Raw genomic sequence first — 20649 nt, 5'->3', positions numbered from 1 at the left:
TCTTGAACGCTAGATCCAGATAAGCTACGGTGACGTCATGGCGAGGACGCGGGAGTTCGACACCGAGGCGGCGGTGAGCCGCGCGATGGAGCTGTTCTGGACGCGCGGCTACGAGGCCACGTCGGTACGTGACCTCACCCGCCACCTGGGGATCGGCCAGGGGTCGCTGTACGCGGCCTTCGGCGACAAGGAGGGCCTGTACCGGGCCGCGTTGGAGCACTACCGCACCACCCTCGCGGCGTCGGGCCTGCGCGCCCTGGAGGAGGGCACGGACGCCCGGTCCGCGATCCGCGCGATGCTGCTCGGACGGATCCGGATCGCCGTGGAGGGCGGCGGCCGGGGCTGCCTGGCGGTCAACGCCGTCTGCGAGCGCCTGCCGGAGGACCCGTCGGTCCGGCGCGTCGTGCGGGACATGCAGGACGCCGCCCGGGACGCGCTCGCCGAGGTGCTGCGGGCGGCGGCGGAACGGGGCGAGATCGCGGCGCGGCACGACCCGTACGCGCTGGCGGCCTTCCTCGTCACGTTCCTCAACGGGCTGCTGGTCTCCGCCAAGATCACCCCGGAGGCCCGCGCCCTGGAACCCCTCGTGGAGGTCGCCCTGGCCGCCCTCGGCTGACTTTTTCACGCCCGCAAACTGTAACGCACGATCCAGTATCACTGATCATCACCGGAAGGCTGACGACGATGATGTTCGACCACGAAGGAACGCCCGTCCGCACCGGCCGGGCCACCGTCAACGGAACGAGCCTGCACTACCGCACCGCTGGATCCGGCCCCGCCGTGGTCCTCCTGCACGGCGTGCCCAAGACCGGCTACCACTGGCGCCACCTCCTGCCGAAGCTGACCCCCCACCACACCGTCGTCGTCCCCGACCTGCGCGGCCTCGGCGACTCCGCCCGCCCCGCGGACGGCTACGACTCCGCGACCATGAGCGACGACATCGCCGCGCTCATGGACCACCTCGGCCACCACACCTACGCCGTCGCGGGCGAGGACTGGGGAGCGGTCATCGGCTACCAGCTCGCCGCCCGCCACCGCGACCACGTCACCGCCCTGGTCTTCGCCGAGGCCCTCTTCCCCGGATTCGGCTTCGAGGACCACACCGCCCTCACCCCCGAGAACGTCCACGGCGGCATGCACCTGTGGCACCTGGGCTTCTACTTCCAGCCCGACGTCCCCGAGATGCTGATCAGCGGGCACGAACGCGAACTGATCACCTACATGATCAAGAACGAGCGCAGCCTCCCCGACAGCGCCACCCCCGACGCGATCGACGAATACGTGCGCTGCTACTCCATGCCCGGCGGCATCCGCGCGATGCTCTCGATCTACCGGGCCATGCTCGTCGACGCCGAACAGAACCGGCGGGCCGCGCGGAAGAAGCTGGACATCCCCGTCCTGGCCCTCGGCGGCTCCGCCTTCATCGGCGAGCGCAACGCGTCCCAGATGCGCCTGATGGCCCACGACGTCACCGGCCACGTCTTCGACGCCGGCCACGACCTCGCCGAGGAGGTCCCCGACGAGATGGCCGACGTGATCCTCCCCTTCCTGGCCGCCCGCCGGTAACCACGGGCGGGCGGGGGTCGTGCCGCCTCCCCCTGATCGGCCGAACGGCGGTGGTCGCCACCCGCCCGCCCGGGGAAGCCTCTCGGAAGCCCGTAGCGTCGGCACGCCGTCCGACTCCCGCCCGGCGCGCCCCGACCGGCCCGACGAAGGACCGCGCATGCCGACCCGGATCGCCGCCCGCCCACCACACCGTGGCGTCCGCCGCGCCGGCCGTCCGATCGCGGTCGCCGGTGCCGTCGTCGGTGTCGTCTACGGGTACGACACCGGCAGCGTCTCCGGCGCCCTGGTCTTCCTCTCCCGTGAGTTCCACCTCGGTCCGGCCGCCGCCGGCCTGGTCAACAGCGTGCTGGTGCTCGGTTCCGTCCTCGGCGCGCTGGTGGCCGGGCGGCTGGCGGACGCGGTGGGGCGGCGGACGACCATGATCGCGGTGGCCGCCGCGTACGCGGTCTTCGCGGCGCTCTCCGCGCTCTCCCCCGACGTGGTGGTGCTGGACGCGGTGCGCTTCCTGCTCGGCGTGGCCATCGGGGTGTCCATCGTGGTCGCGCCGCTGTTCATCGCCGAGTCGAGCCCGGCCCGGGTACGCGGCGCCGCCGTCGCCACCTACCAGGTGGCCTGCGTGGCCGGCATCACCCTCACCTACTTCCTCGACTGGGCGCTTGCCGGCGGCGGTCACTGGCGGGTGATGCTGGGGCTCTCCGCGCTCCCGGCCGCCCTCGTCGTCCCCCCGCTGCTGCGGCTGCCCGACAGCCCGCGCTGGTACGTCCTCACCGGACGCCTCGACGTGGCCGCCGAGGTGCTGGCGGCCACCGATCCGGACGTCGACCCGGTCGCCGGCACCGCCGCCATCGCCCGCGAACTCGCCGCCGAACGCACCGGACGCGGCGGCGCCCTGGAACGGCTGGTGCGCCGCCCCTACCGGCGGGCCACCGTCTTCGTGCTGGGCATGGGGTTCTTCTGCCAGATCACCGGCGTCAACGCGGTCACCTACTACAGTCCCGAGATCTTCCGCACCCTCGGCTTCACCGGAACCGGCCAGACCTTCTTCCTGCCGTCCCTGGTGGAACTGGTCTCGCTGGCCGCGACCGTCGCCGCGCTCTTCGTGGTGGACCGGGCCGGCCGCCGAGACGTGCTGCTCACCGGCATCGGCACCATGACGGCCACGCTGGTCGCGCTGGCGCTGCTCTACGGCGCGGGGGCGGGCAGTTGGGCCGGGTTCGCTGCCGTCACGATCTTCACCGCCGCGTTCAACTTCGGCTTCGGCTCGCTGATCTGGGTGTACGCGAGTGAGGCGTTCCCAGCGCGACTGCGTTCGCTGGGCGCCTCGGTGATGCTCACGGCCGACCTGACGGCCAATCTGCTGGTGGCCCAGTTCTTCCCCGCGCTGCTGGCCACCGCCGGTCCGGCGCGTACCTTCGCCGGGTTCGCGGCGCTGGCGCTGGCCGCGTTCGTCTTCATCGCGTGGCTGGCCCCGGAGACCAAGGGCCGTCCGCTGGAGGAGATCCGCGCCTACTGGCGCAACGGCGGACGCTGGGACGACCCGGCGGCCGCCCCGCCGGCCCGGCCGTAGTCGCCGTCATCTGCCGCGTTTCTCACGGCCGTTGGGGCCGCTGCCCTTACTGACGGCCGGCCGCTCAAACCCGTCCAGCGCGACGGCCCGTCCTTCGAGTGATCCGTCAGGGTGATCCGGATGAAACACGGTGTCGGCGGACAGATTCAGTAGCGGGGGTCCGCCGCCGCGCCCCGCCACCGCACAGCCGCACCACCCAGGAGAGCCGCCCGACGAACGCCACGAGAGGAGAGCCGCGGTGCCGTTCCCGTCCTTCGCACCCCGCCGCCGGCCCGGCCCGGACCGGTCCGACGGCACCGTGCGCCGACGCGGTCCCTCACGGTGGCTCACCGCGCTGCTCGCCGCGGCCTGCGTGGCGCTGCCGGGCGCGAGCGCGCCGCCGGAGTCCCGTCAACCGCCGCCCGCCCCGCCCCGGATCGTCTCGGTCCGCCCCGACCAGGCGCTCGACCGGGCCTTCGCCGACTACGCCGACCACGGTCCCGCCGCCGGCCACTGGACCGGCGGCGACAGCACGTACTCGGTGCGCACGCCCCGCGGTGAGCTGTGGATCTTCTCCGACACCTTCCTCGGCACCGTGCGACGGGACGGTTCCCGCGCCCCCGTCACCGGCCCCGGGCGGACCACGCCCATGGTGCACAACAGCTTCGTCCGCCTCGACGCCTCCGGGGCGCACACCGTCACCGGCCACGACCGCGCCGGCCGGCCCGCCTCGCTGGTCTCCCCCGCCCAGCGCGACCAGTGGTACTGGGCCCGAGACGGCCTCTTCGACGGCCAGGACGTCGCGGTGGTCTACGCACGGTACGCGCCCACCGGCCGCGGTCCGCTGGACGTGGCGTGGCGGGCCAACGTGCTCGCCCGGTTCCGCCCCGGCCGCCTCTCCCGGCCCGAGTCGGTGACCCCGCTGCCGTCGGCGGCGGGCATCGCCTGGGGCGCCTGGCTGGCCCGGGACGGTGGCCGCACCTACGTCTACGGCACCCGGGCGGCCCCGCACGGCGGCGGCAACCTGCTGTACGCGGCCCGGGTCACCGGCTCCGACCTGCGCGCCCCCTGGCGCTTCCGGGCAGCGGACGGCACCTGGGTGCCCGAGGAGTCCCGGGCCGCCCCGCTCGACGGCCCCGGCGGCACCCCGCTGCACGTCCCGCCCGAGGTGAGCGTGGTGCGCCACGCCGGCCGCTACGCCCTGCTCAGCCAGCCGCAGGACCAGCCGTTCCGCCCCGTCCTCCAACTCTCCTGGGCCACCTCCCCCACCGGTCCCTTCGACCGCCCCCGCACCGTCTACACCGCCCCCGAGGCCGGGCCGTCCGGCAGCTACCACGACAGGAACGTATTCGTCTACAACCCGCACGAACACCCCGAGTTGGAACGCGGCGGCGCCGAACTCGTCGTCTCCTACAACGTCAACAGCCTCGATCCGTCGGACGTCATCCGCCACGCGAGCATCTACCGCCCGCGTTTCCTGCGGATACGCCTCGCGCCGTGACGGGGCCGGCCCCCGGTTCAGGGCACGATGGAGTCGACGTACCCGCCGTCCACCCGTACCGCGGCGCCGGTGGTCGCCGAGGCGTATCCGGAGCTGAGGTAGACCACCAGGTGGGCGATCTCCTCGGGTTCGATGAGGCGGCGCAGCAGTGACTGCGGGCGGTGCACCCGCATGAACTCGCGTTGCGCCTCGTCCCAGGGCATTCCGTCACCGACGAGTTCACGCACGAAGTCCTCGACCCCGGGGGTGTGGGTGGGGCCGGCGATGACGGCGTTGACGGTGACGCCGGTGCCGGCGGCCTCCTTGGCGAACCCGCGCGAGACGGCCAGCAGGGCGGTCTTGGAGACCCCGTAGTGGATCATCGCGGCGGGGATGACGATCGCCGAGTCGCTGCAGATGTTCTGCACCCGGCCCCAGCCGCACCGCGTCATCCCGGGCAGGTAGGCGCGGATCAGCCACACCGCGCTGACCACGTTGACCTCGAAGAACTCCCGCCACTGGGCGTCGGTGACGTCGAGCGCGGGGGTCGGGCCGAAGATGCCGAGGTTGTTGACGAGGACGTCGGCGTCGGGGACGGCCTCCAGCAATCGGCCGGCGCCCTCGGGCCGGCCGAGGTCGCAGGCGACGGTGACCAGGTCGGCGTCGGGGACGGCTTCGGTGACGTGGGCGGCGGCCTGCCGGAGGCGTTCCGCGCCGCGTGCGGTGAGCACCGTGCGGGCCCCGGCGCGGGCCAGTCCGGTGGCGATGGCCAGCCCGATGCCCTGGGAGGAGCCGGTGACGACCGCCGTCCTCCCGGTCAGGTCGATGCGCATGTGGTCTTCTCCCGCGTCCGGCGACCCGCGGCGGGCCGGCGAACGGGGTACGGCGGCCCAGGGCGGCCATCCTCGCAACCGCCGTCCCCGGGCCCGGCGCCGCCACGCCGCACCCGCGCCGTGGTCCGGCCGTCCGGGGCAACGGCCTGGCCGCGGCGGAGACGTCAGAACACCGACCAGCCGGTGATCGTGGTGAACAGGTCGAGCGCCGCCACCCCCGCCACCGAGTTGCCCCGGGTGTCCAGACCAGGGCTCCACACGCACAGCGAACACCGCCCGGGCACCACCGCGATGATGCCGCCGCCGACCCCGCTCTTGCCGGGCAGCCCCACCCGGTACGCGAAGTCACCGGCCGCGTCGTAGGTGCCGCAGGTGAGCATCACGGCGTTGATGCGTTTGATCTCGCGCCGCGACATCAGCCGCGAGCCGTCGGCCCGCACCCCGTAGCGCGCCATGACGCGGCCGGCGAGGGCGAGATCACGGCAGCTCATCTCGATCGAGCACTGGGAGAAGTAGTGATGGAGCACGTCCGCCACCGGGTTCTCCAGGTTGCCGTAGCTCGCCATGAAGTGGGCGAGCGCGGCGTTGCGGTCCCCGTGCGCGCTCTCCGAGGCGACCACGGCCTGGTCGATCGCCAGGTGCGGGTTCTCGCTCTCGGCGCGCAGGAATTCCAGCATCGCGCCGGCCGCGTCGCCGGTCAGCGACTGGAGCCGGTCGGTGACCACGAGCGCCCCGGCGTTGATGAACGGGTTGCGGGGGATGCCGTTCTCGTGCTCCAACTGCACCAGGGAGTTGAACGGGTTGCCGGACGGCTCCCGGCCGACCCGGCGCCAGATCCCCTCGCCGTCCCGGGCCAGCACCAACGCCAGGCTGAACGCCTTGGAGATGCTCTGCACCGAGAACGGCACCTCCCAGTCGCCGACGCCCACCACGTCGCCGTCCACGTCCGCGAGGGCCATGCCGAACCGGCCCAGCTCGGCGTTGGCCAGTGCCGGGATGTACTGCGCCGCCTGTCCGCGTCCGATGTAGGGCTGCACCTCGGAGGCCACGTCGGCGAGTATCGACCGGTAATCCATCGGGGTGGGGCTTTCCTTGCGGGTCGGGCGGTGGATCACCGGGCACGATAGCCGACCGGCCGGACGCCGCGCGGAGCCGGTCCCCCCTTCACGCGGGGCGGGACGCCGGCCTCAGCCGCCGGAGGTGAGCTGCTTCTGCGAGGGCACCTTGTCGGTGACGTCCGCGCCGTTGTCGTGTCCGGCGCTCTTCACCCCGTTCACCGTGTTCTGCACCTGCTTGAAGTCGGCGTCGGTGGCCGAGCCGTTCCTGATCTTGGCGGAGAACTCCTTGAGCCGGTCGACACCACCGGTCAGCGGGGCCACCGCCTTGGACAGCGTCGGGTCGCCCTGGGCGTCACGGATCGCCGCCCTGAACCGGTGGTACGAGAAGAGCCCGGCCAGGCCGCCCTTGACCAGCGCGGAGGTACGTCCCTTGGCGCCCTTGTGGAAGGTGCCCGCACGGTACGGCTTGTAGATCCACTGGTACGCGGCGCCCGCGGCCAGGCTCGCGTTGGCCACGAACCGGGTCTTGGCGAGCCTCACCCGGTTCTGACTGCTGCTGGGCGACGGATTGGCCGCCGTACTCCCGCCCCCGTGCCCTCCCTTGCCGGAACACGCCCCCGCCCCCAGCAACACGACACACACCAACAGGGCCACGACACCACGGCGCAGCCGGAACCGGCTCGGGAACGACTCACACGATACGGGCACGACGAACACGACCTTCCCAACGAAGACAGCCACCCCTGAGCCACGACGCCCCCCACCGCCGTCCCGTCCACCCTCCCCCGCCCGCCCGGCCACCACCACCGCGCTCACCCGTCAGGCCGAGCCGCGTTCGTACAGCCGGGCGGCGGGCGGCGGTCCCGACGCGTTCGACGCGCGATGCGACACGGCGGCCCGCCGCGGATCTACGCGGAGCGGCGGAGCGACGGGCTCAGGCGGAGCGTCGTCATGGCGTTGCCCCGGCTCCGCGCCCACGGCCCGACGGCCATCACCGAGCTTGCCGCCTCGGTGGGGCGCAGCCGTTCGGCGCCCAGCCAGAAGCTCGCCGCGATGCGGATGGCGGGCTCGGTTCGCACCGTCGCCGGTGACGACGCCCGCACGAAGGAGGCCGCGCTCACCGCAAAGGCGCTGCGCGTCGCCGACCGCCTCGCGGCCGAGCGGCGGGCCACCGGGGCGGCCCTCGCCGACCTGGAGGCCGAGATCCCCTGCCCGGTCAACGCGGAACGGTTCGGCGGAAACCCGCGCACCCTCGGCCTCTTCCTGACCGCCATCACCGCCGGCGGGGTCGCCGCGTCCTTGCTCGGCGGATCGCGGCCCGGGGCCTTCCGCTCACCTGGCCTGCCTCGTCGTGGCCGGCGCCGCCGAGCAGGTCGTCGGCCAGGCCGGCCCCGGCCTCGGCAGCCCACGCGCGGGGCTCGTCGCCGACGCCACCTCCGCGGCGGCAGCCCTGGTCAGCGGCGGCCTGCTCTGCCTCGGCGCGGTCGCCGTGCCGGCGGTGACCACGGTCGACCCGGGCTCCGGGCCCCGGGGGCGGGGCGGACGGCGTCAGGCGCGGGCCACCGACGCCGGGGGGCGCTCCGTGTCGCTCCCCGGAACCGGCTCGGAGGGGTCGCCGCCCAGCGCCACGACGCGGTTGTCCGCGTCCACGTGCACCACCTTCGGCCGCAGCGTCCGCGCCTCCGCGTCGTCCACCTGCGCGTAACTGATCAGGATCACCAGATCCCCCGGATGCACCAGATGCGCCGCCGCCCCGTTGATCCCGATCACCCCGGAGCCCCGCTCCCCCTCGATCACATACGTCTCCAGCCGCGCCCCGTTGTCGATGTCCACGATGTGCACCAACTCACCCGGGAGCAGATCCGCGGCATCCATCAGGTCCGCGTCAATGGTGACCGACCCCACATAGTGCAGATCCGCCTGCGTCACCGTCGCCCGGTGGATCTTGGACTTGAACATGGTGCGAAACATGAGGAAACTCCCGATTCGTCTGCTCCCTGCCCGCTTCCACGGGTCAAGGGCGGTCGTCGGAGGCTACCTCGTTTCGCGACGCGCGGTCAGCTGTCGCCAGGTGTCTGAGGGCTCACACCGACCCGTTGCTGACTTCGGTGATGCGTTCTCAGGCAGGTTGCACCGGCGCAGGTGGATCACGACCGCGAGAGCTCGACCTGGCGCTTCGGTGACGGCGTACCCCTGATACGGCCGCGGCGGCCGACGGTCCTCGACCCCCGAGGCCACGGGACTGCGCTGGTTCCGATCGGCGGGGTCGATAAGGGTGATCTCGCTCAGGCGCTGCCCGCCGAAGCCGTCGGGCAACCGGACGACGCCCTGCCCCCTGGCCGTTCCTGGCTACCTTCGCAACGCCCTGCAGTGGATCACCGAGGAGCCCGCCCGATGAGCCCGTCCGGGGGGCACCGACCCGGACGTCGACGCGCTGCGGACGCCCATGAGCCCTCGTCACCCTGGAGACCAGCCGCGGGGCGCCTGATCAACATGCACGGGTGCCCGGGTGCCGGCAAGACGCGGCCATCTCAGCCAACCCGTGCCGCTACGACAGGGACGGGCCGTGCTGTCGTTCACCATGGTGGCCGGTGCCGAGGTCAGGCAGCGGTGTGCCAGGCCGGGCGCCCGGAGCTCGCGCGCTTCCCGCACCACATCGGCACCTTCGACACCTTCGTCCGGCGCCCTCTTCCGGCCCCACCTGCGTCCGAGCCCGGAGAAGACCGGGCACCGGCTGGAATCCTGGAGCGACCACCCCGAAGCCCGCCGCGAGGGGGTGACCCTGGACGACTTCCGGTTCGCGTCCGACCCCACGGCTCAGGCCTGCATCGCACAGCCCCGGCTCAGGCCCGGCGGCCTGCCGTACCGGCTCCGCGACGATCCGGACGCCGAGGGCCGTCTGACCGGCTGGGCAGGCACGGCGATACGGAAGCTGTGGCGGGCGGGATACCTGGCGGGCGACCAGCTGCGCGACATGGCCCTGTCCCTGCTGACCAACAGCACGCGCCGACCGCAGCACGCGGGTGCTGCGGACGAGATTCGCCGATATCGCCATCGACGAGGCACAGGACTGCTCGCCGGAGACCGCCGAGGCGCCGCGCGTCCTCCACGTCGCCGTCCCCCGCACCCGTCGGCTCGTCTCGCTCGCGCTCAGCGACAGTGGTCTGGAGACGGTGCGGGACTTCCTCGCCGATCGGGAGATCGCTCATCGTGCCCTGCACGCCCAAGCAGGTGTGCAGACCGTTCTGCCGCTGTGACGCCCTTGCCCCGCCGGAACCGGCGGGGCAAGGGCGTCAGCGTGTCACATGGTCGCCGACATGCACTCTCGCAGCAGCGGCTCAAGACACAGCTGGGCCTCTTCCGTCCGGTCGAACACCTGCAGGGCGTCGAGACAGCTGACGATCCACCGCGCCTCGTCCTCGTCCTCGATCGTGAGCGCCACAGCGGTCACCGCGCCTTCCAGATCGAACAGGCCGTCCCGGAACCCGTCCTTCAGAGCCCGGTATCCGCTGACGAGCAGCGGGTTGGTGTACACGCCGGTCGCCTGGGCGAAGGCCCGGGCCTCGGCCCGGTCCGTGCGCAGGCCGGCCAGGCGGCGCAACACCTCGTCGGGGTCGCCGAGTTCGCCGTGCAGGCGGTGGGCACGGCCGACCAGGAGCGGCCAGCCGCCGGTCAGGTCGTGAAGACGGTCCAGGCGGTCCTCCGTGTGGAACATGTTGACCCGCTGGGCCCAGCCGCGCAGGCTGCGGCGGTCGTGGCGGCGCAGCACCACCGGAGCCGCCGAGGTGGGCTCCGTCCCCGTCAGCAGGGAGCGCCAGAGAGCCAACTGGGTGGGGTCGGTGACGAGGACGACAGCACGGGTGACGCCCGGGGTGACGGGCAGTAGTGTCTCGGCGAGCTCGACGGCCTCCCGGCATGCCTCCGGGCGCGCCGGGTAGCGGGCGAAGTCGCTGATGACGACCCTCCGTTCACGCGGCACCCCGCCCGTGAGCTCCTGCCGGTAGACACCGACCTTTCCGACCGGCGGCAGCTTCCAGTCGGCGATGCGCCCGGCGACCGCACGCAGGGTGTCGCCGACGTCGGTCACACAGGTGGCCGTCGTGCCGAGGACGACCCTCGTCTGGTTGGACCGCTCACCGAGGAGGTCGTCGAGCTGGGTGATGGTGAGCGGGGCGGGCCGGCCGTCGGGCAGCTCGGGACGGCCCTCCTGCACGATGCTCTCCTGGAGTTCGCAGTCCTGTTCGGCCCTGAGCAGGCGGGCGTCCACCTCGTGCGAGGTGCCGATCATGCGCAGGGCGTTCGGGCCGCGCAGATGCCAGCCCTGGCCGTCATGGTTGGGGGCGAGGATGCCGAGGCCCACCATTTCGGAGAGATAGGCGCGAAAGCCCTCGGTGTCGAGCTGCTCGAAGCCCTTGCGCCAGAACGTCTCGCACTCCTCGCGCAGTTCGGCGTCGCTCAGCCGTACCTCCAGTCCACGGTGGCGGGCCTGGTACGCCAGCACATTGGCGATCACGTCGTAGCGGTGGTCGAGGCTGAGCGTGTCCTTGAAAGCGGCCGAGATGCCGTCCCTGAGCACGGCGTCCGACTCCACCACCTCGATGTCGGCGACCTCCACCCGGTACGGGGGCCCCTCCAGGCCGCGCCGCGTCCGCTTGCGGTGCATCAGCTCGACCAGCCGGTGCCCGAACATCTGCAGGAGGAACGGCTGGTAGGAGCAGTATCCGAGTACCCGGTTGACGAGATCCAGGTCCTGGAACTCGAAGCCGAGCGCCCGCATCGGCTCGACCAGCAGCTCGGCGGCGTACTGCGGAGCCAGCGGGCCGATCACCTTAGGGGTCTGGGCGAGGTGACCGAAGGGGCCGTTGCTCGCGAGCTTGGAGAAGCGCTGCACGGAGTGGAGTCCGGCGAAGACGACCTTGGCGCGGTCCTTGGTGTCGGACCCCAGGCCCTTGAGCTTCTTGGTCTGGTCGAAGCGGGGGGCGTCCGCCTCGAAGAACTGGTCGCACTCGTCGAGCAGGATCAGCAGACGGCGGCGCGAGTCCCCGTCGAGCCAGGTCCGGATGCCGGCGCGCACCCGGTCGGAGATCTCCCCTTTGGCCTTGCGCCCCTGGGGCCGGTCGAGCACCTGTGCCTCGATCAGTTCCCGTCCCAGCACGCTCCACAGTGTTTCGGGCCCGAGGGAACTGCCCTTGCCGATGTTCTCCTGATCGAGGTTGACGTACACCGCGTGCTGGTAGCCGGGGCGCTGCTCCGCGAACTGTTCCCCGGCGTCGGCGAGCAGGGCCGACTTGCCCAGGCCCCGGCCGCCGAAGATGACCTGGGTGCCGCGCGGGTCGAGGATGCTCTTGCGCTCGGCGTCACGTCCGTAGAACATCTCGCCGCCGATCCGGCCGCGCTTCTCCCTGATGTACGGGTTGACGCCGGAGAAGGGCAGCAGTGTCTGCGTGGCGGTGCTGACCTGACGGTTTCCACGGGCGGCGAGATAGGCGAGGGCGGCGTCGTCCACCACCAGCAGCGGCTGCAACCTGCCTGATCCCACAGCGAGTTCGACGCGGGCCTCTCGGCTGAGCGTGCCGAAGTAGAGGACGAGGAGGCTCGCTTTACTGGTGTCGCGCTCCGCCCAGCTCATGACGACCTTGGCGGGCGGCTTGCCCCAGACCACCATCACCTGGAGGTTGCCGCCCTGCTCCCTGATCTCCGAGCCGAACGCGGGCGCCTTCGCCCTGCCGTTGATCTTCACCCCGGTGGCCTCGAAGAGGCGGTATTCGCGCCGGTGCTGGGACCGGTCGTCGAGCGGCCTGGCGCTCTTGGCGTCGTAGCCGAGGAGCTTGAGGAGCGGGGGGACCTGCCGTGTCGGGGCCACCTGGAGCCGGTCCTTGCGCTCGGCGGCGGCCAGTGCGCACCAGTCGTCGAGTACGTCGGCCGCCAACGCCGCCTCGTCGGTCGAGAGACCGCCGTAGTCCAGGACAGGAAGCGTCGGGTGTTTGCCACCGGACCGGACCAGGTCGACGAGGTCACGGTCGATGCCTCCTGGCAGGCCGTCGGGCACGGCCGGGAAGAACTCGGTCAGATGGGACTCACCGGTCTCGATCTCCGGGACCGGCTCACCGATCTCCAGAAAGTAGACCAGGTCGGCGGCGGTGGCCAGACCTCCGGTGTCCAGATGCCGCAGCACCTGGGCGCGCTCCTCCGCGGTGGGGTCCAGGACGTCGAGCCGGGCGCGGATCCGGTCGGCCGCCTGCCGACGGAAGGCAGGCAGGTCGCTCCGTACCGTGTCGTGCGCCCGCCGGACCGCCAGCAGGTCGCGCCGTTCGGTGTCTTCGAGGCGTTCATGGGCGTCGGCCAGCAGCTCCTGAAGACGCAGGTCCTGGTCGTCCGTCACGGCGCCGTCGGCCTGCGCACGGTGGAGCTCGGCGACGAGTTCGTCGTGGTCCTTCCGCAGTGCCGTGCGCCGGAAGGTCTCCCGGTCGTCGATCTCGGCGACCGCGGGCGGCTCGAACTCCCCGTCCCGGGCCGCGGGCAGCAGCCCCCGTCCGGTCAGTTCGATGATGTCGCGGGCCGCGGTGAAGGCGTCGTGGGAGAGCCGCTCGTCGAGGGCGTCGCGCCAGGTCCGGTCTACGGCGGTCAGCAGTTCGTCGAGCGTGGGCCGCTCTACGCGGGTGTCGCGCACCTTGAGCAGTTCCGCGTCCAGGACCAGTTCGGGGTCGAGCGCTCCGCCGATGCGGGCGCTCGCGGTCTCTCCGGCCAGCATCGCGAACAGCTCCTCCATCGAGGTGTGGGCGGCCCAGGCCGAAGCGGCCGAGAGGGCGTCCGAGCGCCGTGCGAGCTGCCGTAGTTCGGCCAGGACCGCCTCCCTGTCGTCCAGCAGGGACTGACGCAGGTCGGAGATCTCCTTGGCCGCGCGGTTGCTGTCGGACCGGTCGGCGCGGCGGGCCCCGTCGACGGCCAGGCACCACTCCCGCACCGGAGCGACGGCTCTCTCAACCAGGTGGACCAGATCCTGCCGTCCAGCTCCCTGGAGTGGCTTGCCACTGGGTGAGCGGTACTTGCGGTCCATACGGTCGATCTCATTGTTGATCTCGGCCAGCTTCGACAGCCGTTCCGCCTGCTCCCGGGTCCGCTGCACCGCATCGCGGTTGTCGCGGACCACGGTTTTGAGCAGCGTTCCAAGCATTCCGTCGTCGGGTGCGAGCCACAGCTTGGCGATCTGTGTGGCCCGCGCGAAACGCAGCTTCTGCGGCGCGAGCAGGGCACGGCACTGCTCGCCCAGCTCCCGCAACCGGGCCTCTGTGTCAAAGACCCCGGCGACCAGCGGAGAGGCGGTCATCAGGGCGCCGCTGAGGGCGCGGTCGGCGACGGCGGCCGCTACTTCCCCGAGCCGGTCCGGGAGCCGGGGCAGCAGCGCCTTGAGCTGAGCGCCCGCCGCGTGGTCACCGGTGAACAGCGCGGTGCGCAGCAGGGCGGGCACCAGGAGGGGCTCGCAGCCCTCGGTGTCCCGGCCGGCGTACCCGCCGTACTCCTGGAGCAGGTCTGCGGTCAGCCGGGCGACCTGGCTGTCACCGGAGGTGAGCAGCGCGGCGGCACCGGCCAGGCGGAGCGCCGCCACCTGGGGCTCAGGGTGGCCGGCGGCACGGGCGACATGATGGGCGAGTCCGAAGCGACGTTCCACCACCAGCTGCGCCAGGGCTCGCTCGGCCGCGGACTCGCCGGGGCGGTCGCCCGTGGCCTCGTCCCGGACCGGCTCGTCCTGGTCCTGCGGTGCCGCGCGAGTGGGCGCCGGGACGGGGGCGACCGGCTGCGGTCGGGGCGCCGACGCGCTGTCGGTCCGTGTCGCGGTCTGTGCGCCGGGGCCATCGACCGTCTCCTGGGCCCTCGGCCTGGCGGGCGCGGCGGCTTCAGGTACGGGTGCCGGCTCGGGCGCTGTGCTTTCTGTGGCCTGGCCCACGGGCACTTCGGTGGCCTGGCCGACGTCTTCCTGGAAGAGGTGACCGGTGGTCTCTCCCTTCCGCTCGGTCGGCTGTGTGTCGCCACGTTCCGTGGTCGCCTCGGTGCCGGAGGGCCCATCGGTGTCCGCTCCGGCTTCCGGGTGTCGGCGGCTGGTGTCCTCCGGCTGGGCCAACGTCAGTTCGGGGGCCATGAACGCCGCCGTGGCACACGCCGGCAGAACCCGCGCCACCTGGTCCTGCAACGCCAGGATCTCGGCCGCTGCGTCCGCCTGCCTCCTCAGCTCGATGAGCCGGAGCAGGGCGGCGAGCGCGGCGCTCTCCTCCCGTTGCGTCTGGTCCCAGGCCGGTGCGTCCAGCAGACGGCGGGCCACGTCTCGCACCGCCTCGGCGGCAGCGGCGGCCGGGCTTTCCGGGGGGCACATGACGTTCAGGAGTTCTCGGAGCGGCTGCCGTGCCTGCAAGGCCTGTTCGTACTCCATCCGGTGTGTGCGGGCCGCACGCATCATCTCGTCCAGACGTCGGGGTACGCCATCGATCCCCGCCGCGCTGAACACCGCGTCGGCGTTGTCGAAGGCAGTGGCCAGCGCGGCCAGCGCTGCGAGGTCCGCGTCCTGCGGAGGGCGCCCGTCCGCCACCGCGTCGGTCACCTTCTCCGAGGCGTGCCGGGCTTGTGCGAGGGCCGACTCCAGCTCTCGGCAGGCAGCCTCCGGTTCCGATTCCTGCTGGTTACCAATGCCTTCGGGCGCCGGAGCGGTCATGCCGTGAGAGGTGTCGGAATCGCGTTCCGCGGTCTTCGGGGCAAAGGCACCCATAACCGGACGATCGGCTCCCTGGCGCCCATGCTTCCTGTCGCCGGCGAGCAGCGGCTCCTCGTCTTCCGCAACTCCGGCGGCGAAGTCCGGATACCTCTCCACGACGGTCCGCGCCGCGACTGCAACGGCATCGAACTGTGCCCTTGACTTCTCGTCGTCCGGTGCCGCGAACCAGTCCTGATCCGCGGCCCAGGCGAGGACGTAGGCATCCGCCACGGAGGCGTCGCACCACGCGAACAAGGTGGCCCGGACCAGAGTCCCGCCCCAGCGGGTGACGGGGTCGGGCAGCGTCTTACCGTCACGGGCGAAGACGAACCGGCCGACCTGGTTTATCACGGCGACCGTGAGTCTCCTTGTCCCGCAAGTGCAGGTGTGCTGCCACGACTCACGGCGGAGCCTGGCGAGAACGTCCCTGCACAGGGTGCGGCTGACACGTCGCGGCGCCGCCATGCGGATGCCCAGACTGCCGAGGAGTTCCTGCCGGTCCCTGGGCGCCAGGGCGTTGAAGGCGAGCTCCACCACAGCCGTGAGGTCGTGCAACGCGGCGGCCGCCGGATGTTCCAGGCCGTTGAGCGCGGCGGCCAGATCTTCCAGGTCCTCGGGCGAGGCGCTCGGCGGGGACAACGGTGGCCCCGTGACGACGCGGTAGCGGTCTTGCATGGACGCGTACTCCGTTTTCTCTGGCTGATTGACTTGTGTGCGGGGATCAACTCACTCGACACCGAGGAGCCTTGAGGGGGGACGGAGGAGAAGAGGAGCCAAGGGTGACGAGCAGGATGGGGTCCGGGAGCGGCGAACGATCAGCGGCCGCGCGTGTGCTCGGTGACGAACGTGTAGCCGTGGGGGAGTTCCCAGCCGTCCGCCTTGCCGAGTCTGCGGCAGTGCTCCCGAAAGGCCGCCCGCTGCATGTCACTCGGCGACCAGCCCGGCCGCAGGCGGCGTAGGTGGCCGGGAACGAACTGGACGACGAGCAGCCCTTCACCGCCGGCTTCCGTGGCGCCCCAGGGGCGTATCACCCGTCGCCGTGCCGGGCGGTAGCCGATGAGCGGAATAGTCGGCTCCCTGTCGCGCGCCGGGAAGTGGGGCTGCCCCCATGGGTCCCGGCTGCCGAGGGCCGGTTCCAGAAGCCGCTCGGCGAGCAGTTCCGCGACCGCCAATTGCAGTGCTTCGGCCTGCGACCGCGCCGGCCGGCCCCCGTAGACCGCACTCGGCAGGGCTGAACGGTCCATCAACGCGTGGCCGTCCAGAGTGAGCAGGCCGCACCGACGCACCGTGCGCATCACCAGCCGCCGGGGGGAGAGCCCGGCCGCGCTGTCCCGGTGACGGTCGCTGCCAGGAGCGTCCTCCCTGGTGAGCACACGAGGGTCGTAACGGTGTCCGGTCTCACGGTCGCCGACCTGGATCCGCTCCGTGAGCCGAGTCGTGGCCAGGCGGATCACCTTGGTGCCGCGCCGCTGCCGCAGCTCGAGCAGAAGGCCGGGGAAGAAGTCGCGAGGCCAGGCGATACCCACCAACCGGCCGGAGTCCTGCTCCAGTTCGGCGGTGACGCGCTGTGTCGCCTCCTTCTCGTCCAACGACTCTCCGGCGTGGTCGAGGTCCAGGCGTATCGTGGGCCGCGCGCCGTAAGACCGGCGAAGGTCCTTGACGACGTAGGGATGCAACGGGAAACAGCCATTGATGAGGTGGGCCAGCCGCAGGGACGTCCGCCAGACGATCTCCAGCGCGTCGTCGCGCAGGAGTTCACCGGTCCCGAGGGAGACGTCGTCGGCCAGCGGGAGATCGACCGGGTCCAGTTCCGCTTCCGGCGCAGGCTCCGACGGCGCGGGCATGGTGGACTTCCAGCCAAGTCCGGCCGGGACCAGAGGGTCTCCGGGTGCCTCCGCGTCGCCGGGATAGTGGGTCCGCCACACACCTCCCCCTTCGAACGCGTCGTCAAGGGTGATCCGGGAGCCGTTCTCGAACAGGCCCTGTTCGCTGTCTCCTTGAACGACGTCGGCGAGCGCCACGTTCGCCCTGCACACCGCGGCCGCATACCCCACGCCCCTCAGTCGTTCCGACGCCCCGGGGAATGCGCGCAGCCGCGGTCCCACTGCTGTGTAGACGGTCTGGGGTGCGGCGAGGCCGTAGCGTCGCCTGACCGGGGTGGCCGCGCGCTCCACAGCCGCCGCGAGGGATCTCAGGTCGTCGCCGCCCAGGGGCCCGGTGTCCCGCCAGCAGTCCGCCAGGGACGTCCGGGTCATGGCGTAGTGGCCCCAGGTGCGCAGAGCGGTGCTGGAGCGGAGGACCCCTCGTACCGTGTCGAGAAGACCGGCCAGACCCGCGCGCAGGTCGTCCTCGTATGCGCTGCCCACCAGCGCGGCGAGGGACACGGGGACGACGGGACTGAGCAGCTGCTCGCGCGCCGCCGTCAGGAGATGCCGGGCGTATGCCTTCAGTTCGTCGCACCGGGCCGCTTCCGCGGACGGGTAGCACACGTCGACGATCAGATGCCCGTCCTCATTGATCCAACGACGGCGCGTGCGTAAGCGATGAAGTTGGGCCGGCGACAGGCTCAGGGCCGGACCGAAGGCGTGCAGGTCCGGAACCAGCAGTTCCCTTCGCCGGGGGGCGGCGTCGCCCCCCGGCCTCCCTGGGCCCTCGGCACCCGCGGGCGCCCCCGACAGCCAGGCCGGCACGTCACCGAGATCACCCGCCTCCGGGTGGGCGCCCTCCCGGTACACGATCTCGGCGTAGAGCGGATCCGATCCGGTGGCGACGCACACCATGGCACCGACCGGGAGCACGGGAGCGCATTCGCCGAACGTGATCACGGGGAAGTCGTCAAGATCCAGCGGGCTGCCGCCGTAGCCGTCGCCGACCAGGTCGTACCCGAAGTACACGGCGTTGAAGGCCACGTTGGTGTGGACCGGGGCCGCGCGAGCCGCGACAGCCGCTTCGAGGTAGCACCGCAGCCGGTCCCGTTCCTCGTCGGGCACGGCGTCATAGCCCTTGACCATGGCGACCGTCAGCAGAGCCCGGTCACCATACGGCTCCGGTACCTCCGCGCCGTTGTCGTCATCTGCCGTTGCCGACACGTACGGTTCCCCACCCATGACACCTCCGCCGCGCACGGGTCGCCCCGGCCCGCCTGCGGTAATCCCGCAGACTATGCCCGTTCAGACGGTTCCTGCGGCACTTTCATCAGTTTGCGATGGCTGACCGCGGTGTACGCCGATCATTACGAACATCGACAACTCAACTGCACGGGAAAGATGGCCGACCGGATGCGGCTGGGCGACCTCGGGGAACGTGCATTCCTCGCAGTGCGTCTGACCGGCGGACGATCAGTCGTGCTCGTGCGCGCCCGCATCGGCCATTGCCGCCGTGTGGGTGATCGTGGAGGCGGTCCTCGAGCAGCTGACGGATCTCGGCTTCTCGGATGTCCGGGAGGGAAGCAGGGACACCCCCATCGAGTCGGACTCGTTCCACATCGCTTGGCACAGCGGCCGCACGCCTTGACGACGTCGGACGTCCAGAAGCTGAACGGCCTCGCGGCGGCGGCCGGCGATGACGTGCCCAAGCGGCTGATCGTGATCACGGGGACCGGTCTCACCCGTCCTGCCGCGGATTTCGCGGACGGGGCCAAGGCGTTCGCCTTCTGCCTCCACCACGCCACAGATGCCCTGTCCCCCGCGAACTCGCGCGCCGACGAGGCTCTGCTTCCCGGGAGGGATCCGGTCCGACGGGAGCTGGAGCCATGGACAGCCACCGACTGTCAGTGACGGCCTCCATGGTTCTCCACGAACGCCATGTTGTGCGTTGCAGTGAGATCGGCTCGTAGCTGAGCCGATCGAGCACTGCGGGCGTCGATCTCCTGACCACACCGTGTCGGCCCGAGCTCGGGTCCGACGGCCGAAAGGAGCTCGCCATGGAACTGAGCGGGGAAGGCGACCACGGCATGACGAGCCCTTCCTCGATCGCGGCAACCTTTGCGCCCGTGGCGGCAACGCCGTTCGGACCGACACGGCAAGGCAAAAGCCTCACCGGGAAGCTGTGCGGTGCGGGGGTGAGTCCCCGCACCGCACAGCGGCGTTCACCGGGTCGGAACGAACCCTCCCCTGACCGACGCGGAGCCGCCCGTACCCCGCGCGTCGACGCGGTAACCGTCGCCCGCGGCACTGCGGACGCCGGTGGCGTGGTTGAACTGGGCGGCGAACTCGTGTCTCCCGGTCGGCACGGTCAGGCCCGGCTTGAGGACCCAGCGGTAGACCGACGTGCCGCCGGCCTCCTCGACGGTGACGGTGAAGTCACCGCTCGGCAGGGTCTGCCAGGTACCGGTGTTCCGCACCCCGCCGGTCTGCGCGAACCGCATCTCGATCACGAGCGAGGTGAGCGGCTGGGTCGTCTGGAGGACGAGGTTGCTCTGCGTCCAGTAGACGTTGCTGTGCGGGTCGACGGAGCCGGCCGACCACAGTGCCCCGTTCCGGCTCTCGTCGGCGGCCGGCGAAGGACTGGTGGCCGCCGGAGTCGGGCGCGAGCTGCCCGAGGTGGTGACCGGGGCCGGCCCGACAGGGGTGAGGCGGGTCGCCGTCGGTCGCGGGGAGCCGGCGGTCGGGGACGGGACGGCAGGCGCGCTCACGGTGGGCGACGGCGACGTGGTCGCGACGATGGCGGCCACGGCGAAGCCGCCGGTCACCAGGGTTACGGCGGCGGCGAGCCCGGCGAACGCGGCCCTGGTCCCGGACCTCGCGAAGGTCCCGGACCTCGCGAACGGCCGCGCGCGGTGTCGGACGGCGGGGCCGGCCACGCCGCGTTCCACCCGGGCCAGCATCCTGGCGCGGTCGGGCCGGTGAGCGTCGGCGGCCTCGCGCAGCCGACGGGCGATCTCCTCGTTCACCGGTTCCTCCTCCCCGCCACCAGGTCCCCGACCGCTCGTGCGCCAAGTATCCTTTCCAGCTCGGCCATTCCCTTCGAGGTCTGGCTCTTCACCGTACCGACCGAGATGCCCAGCGCCACCGCCGTGTCCTTCTCCGACAGGTCGAAGGCGTGCCGCAGCACCACGCAGGCGCGCTTACGGAACGGCAGCCGGGCGAGTGCCGCACGGACGTCCAGCACGTCCGCCACGTCCGGTCCCTCCGCCGTCTGCGGGCTGCGGGACCAGAACAACGTGATCCGGCGTCGCTCGCGCACCGCGCTGCGGATCCGCCCGCGCGCCAGGTTGGCCACCACGCCGCGGGCGTAGGCGAGCGGGTGGTGCGCCTGCCGCAACCGGTCCCAGCGCTGCCAAAGGGCGACCAGGGCATCCGCGGCGAGATCGTCCGCCGCGTCGGTCTCGCCGGTCAGGAGGTGTGCCAGACGGGCGAGTTCGGCATAGTGGCGTTCGAAGAATTCGTGGAACTCCGCGGACGCGTCGTCGAGGAGCATCCCTC

At 71.9% G+C, this 20649-nt stretch carries 14 protein-coding genes; 5 read left to right on the top strand and 9 right to left on the bottom strand.

The window, feature by feature from the left end:
• Positions 1-37: 37 nt before the first annotated feature.
• The 4 genes from SCATT_RS32515 to SCATT_RS32500 all read left to right on the top strand — a co-directional run bounded on the left by SCATT_RS32515 (position 38) and on the right by SCATT_RS32500 (position 4613).
• Positions 38-616, top strand: a complete 579-nt coding sequence (locus SCATT_RS32515) for a TetR/AcrR family transcriptional regulator (RefSeq protein ID WP_014151106.1) — start codon at positions 38-40, stop codon at positions 614-616.
• A gap of 68 nt (positions 617-684) precedes the next feature.
• Entirely contained in the window at positions 685-1566 is an 882-nt protein-coding gene (locus tag SCATT_RS32510; protein ID WP_014151107.1) for an alpha/beta fold hydrolase, read from the top strand.
• A gap of 157 nt (positions 1567-1723) precedes the next feature.
• The gene (locus SCATT_RS32505; RefSeq protein WP_014151108.1) at positions 1724-3133 is read left to right on the top strand and encodes a sugar porter family MFS transporter; all 1410 of its coding nucleotides are present in this window, start codon (positions 1724-1726) and stop codon (positions 3131-3133) included.
• Positions 3134-3371: 238 nt separating this feature from the next.
• Complete coding sequence (locus tag SCATT_RS32500; RefSeq protein ID WP_014151109.1) at positions 3372-4613, top strand: hypothetical protein; 1242 nt, start codon at positions 3372-3374, stop codon at positions 4611-4613.
• A 17-nt stretch (positions 4614-4630) separates the two neighbouring features.
• On the opposite strand, the gene SCATT_RS32495 is transcribed toward SCATT_RS32500, so the two are convergent.
• The 5 genes from SCATT_RS32495 to panD form a co-directional block, all read right to left on the bottom strand.
• Positions 4631-5425, bottom strand: coding sequence for an SDR family NAD(P)-dependent oxidoreductase (locus SCATT_RS32495; protein ID WP_014151110.1), 795 nt, complete (start codon positions 5423-5425; stop codon positions 4631-4633).
• 164 nt (positions 5426-5589) lie between these two features.
• The gene (locus tag SCATT_RS32490; protein WP_014151111.1) at positions 5590-6501 is read right to left on the bottom strand and encodes a glutaminase; all 912 of its coding nucleotides are present in this window, start codon (positions 6499-6501) and stop codon (positions 5590-5592) included.
• A gap of 111 nt (positions 6502-6612) precedes the next feature.
• On the bottom strand, positions 6613-7200 hold the full coding sequence (locus SCATT_RS32485; RefSeq protein ID WP_014626978.1) for a hypothetical protein: 588 nt from the start codon (positions 7198-7200) through the stop codon (positions 6613-6615).
• Positions 7201-7391: 191 nt separating this feature from the next.
• Positions 7392-7604 carry a hypothetical protein gene (locus SCATT_RS38755; protein WP_157894782.1) on the bottom strand — a complete coding sequence of 71 codons (213 nt, stop codon included), beginning with the start codon at positions 7602-7604 and terminating at the stop codon, positions 7392-7394.
• A 427-nt stretch (positions 7605-8031) separates the two neighbouring features.
• The gene (panD, locus tag SCATT_RS32475; RefSeq protein ID WP_014151114.1) at positions 8032-8454 is read right to left on the bottom strand and encodes an aspartate 1-decarboxylase; all 423 of its coding nucleotides are present in this window, start codon (positions 8452-8454) and stop codon (positions 8032-8034) included.
• Positions 8455-9506: 1052 nt separating this feature from the next.
• Between panD and SCATT_RS32470 the strand changes: the two genes are divergently transcribed.
• Entirely contained in the window at positions 9507-9740 is a 234-nt protein-coding gene (locus SCATT_RS32470; protein ID WP_014151115.1) for a hypothetical protein, read from the top strand.
• A gap of 44 nt (positions 9741-9784) precedes the next feature.
• Here the strand turns inward: SCATT_RS32470 and SCATT_RS32465 are convergent, their stop codons facing one another.
• The 4 genes from SCATT_RS32465 to SCATT_RS32445 form a co-directional block, all read right to left on the bottom strand.
• Positions 9785-15901 carry a hypothetical protein gene (locus tag SCATT_RS32465; RefSeq protein WP_014151116.1) on the bottom strand — a complete coding sequence of 2039 codons (6117 nt, stop codon included), beginning with the start codon at positions 15899-15901 and terminating at the stop codon, positions 9785-9787.
• A gap of 140 nt (positions 15902-16041) precedes the next feature.
• On the bottom strand, positions 16042-18333 hold the full coding sequence (locus tag SCATT_RS32460; protein ID WP_014151117.1) for a hypothetical protein: 2292 nt from the start codon (positions 18331-18333) through the stop codon (positions 16042-16044).
• A gap of 980 nt (positions 18334-19313) precedes the next feature.
• Positions 19314-20117, bottom strand: a complete 804-nt coding sequence (locus SCATT_RS32450; RefSeq protein ID WP_014151120.1) for a hypothetical protein — start codon at positions 20115-20117, stop codon at positions 19314-19316.
• Complete coding sequence (locus SCATT_RS32445; RefSeq protein ID WP_014151121.1) at positions 20114-20644, bottom strand: SigE family RNA polymerase sigma factor; 531 nt, start codon at positions 20642-20644, stop codon at positions 20114-20116. Before SCATT_RS32445 ends, SCATT_RS32450 begins: the two co-directional genes overlap by 4 nt.
• Between the last annotated feature and the right edge of the window lie 5 nt (positions 20645-20649).

Source organism: Streptantibioticus cattleyicolor NRRL 8057 = DSM 46488, from assembly GCF_000240165.1.
Classification (GTDB): domain Bacteria; phylum Actinomycetota; class Actinomycetes; order Streptomycetales; family Streptomycetaceae; genus Streptantibioticus; species Streptantibioticus cattleyicolor.
The sequence above is the reverse complement of the archived record's forward strand: the minus strand, read 5'-3'. Positions and strand labels throughout refer to the sequence as shown.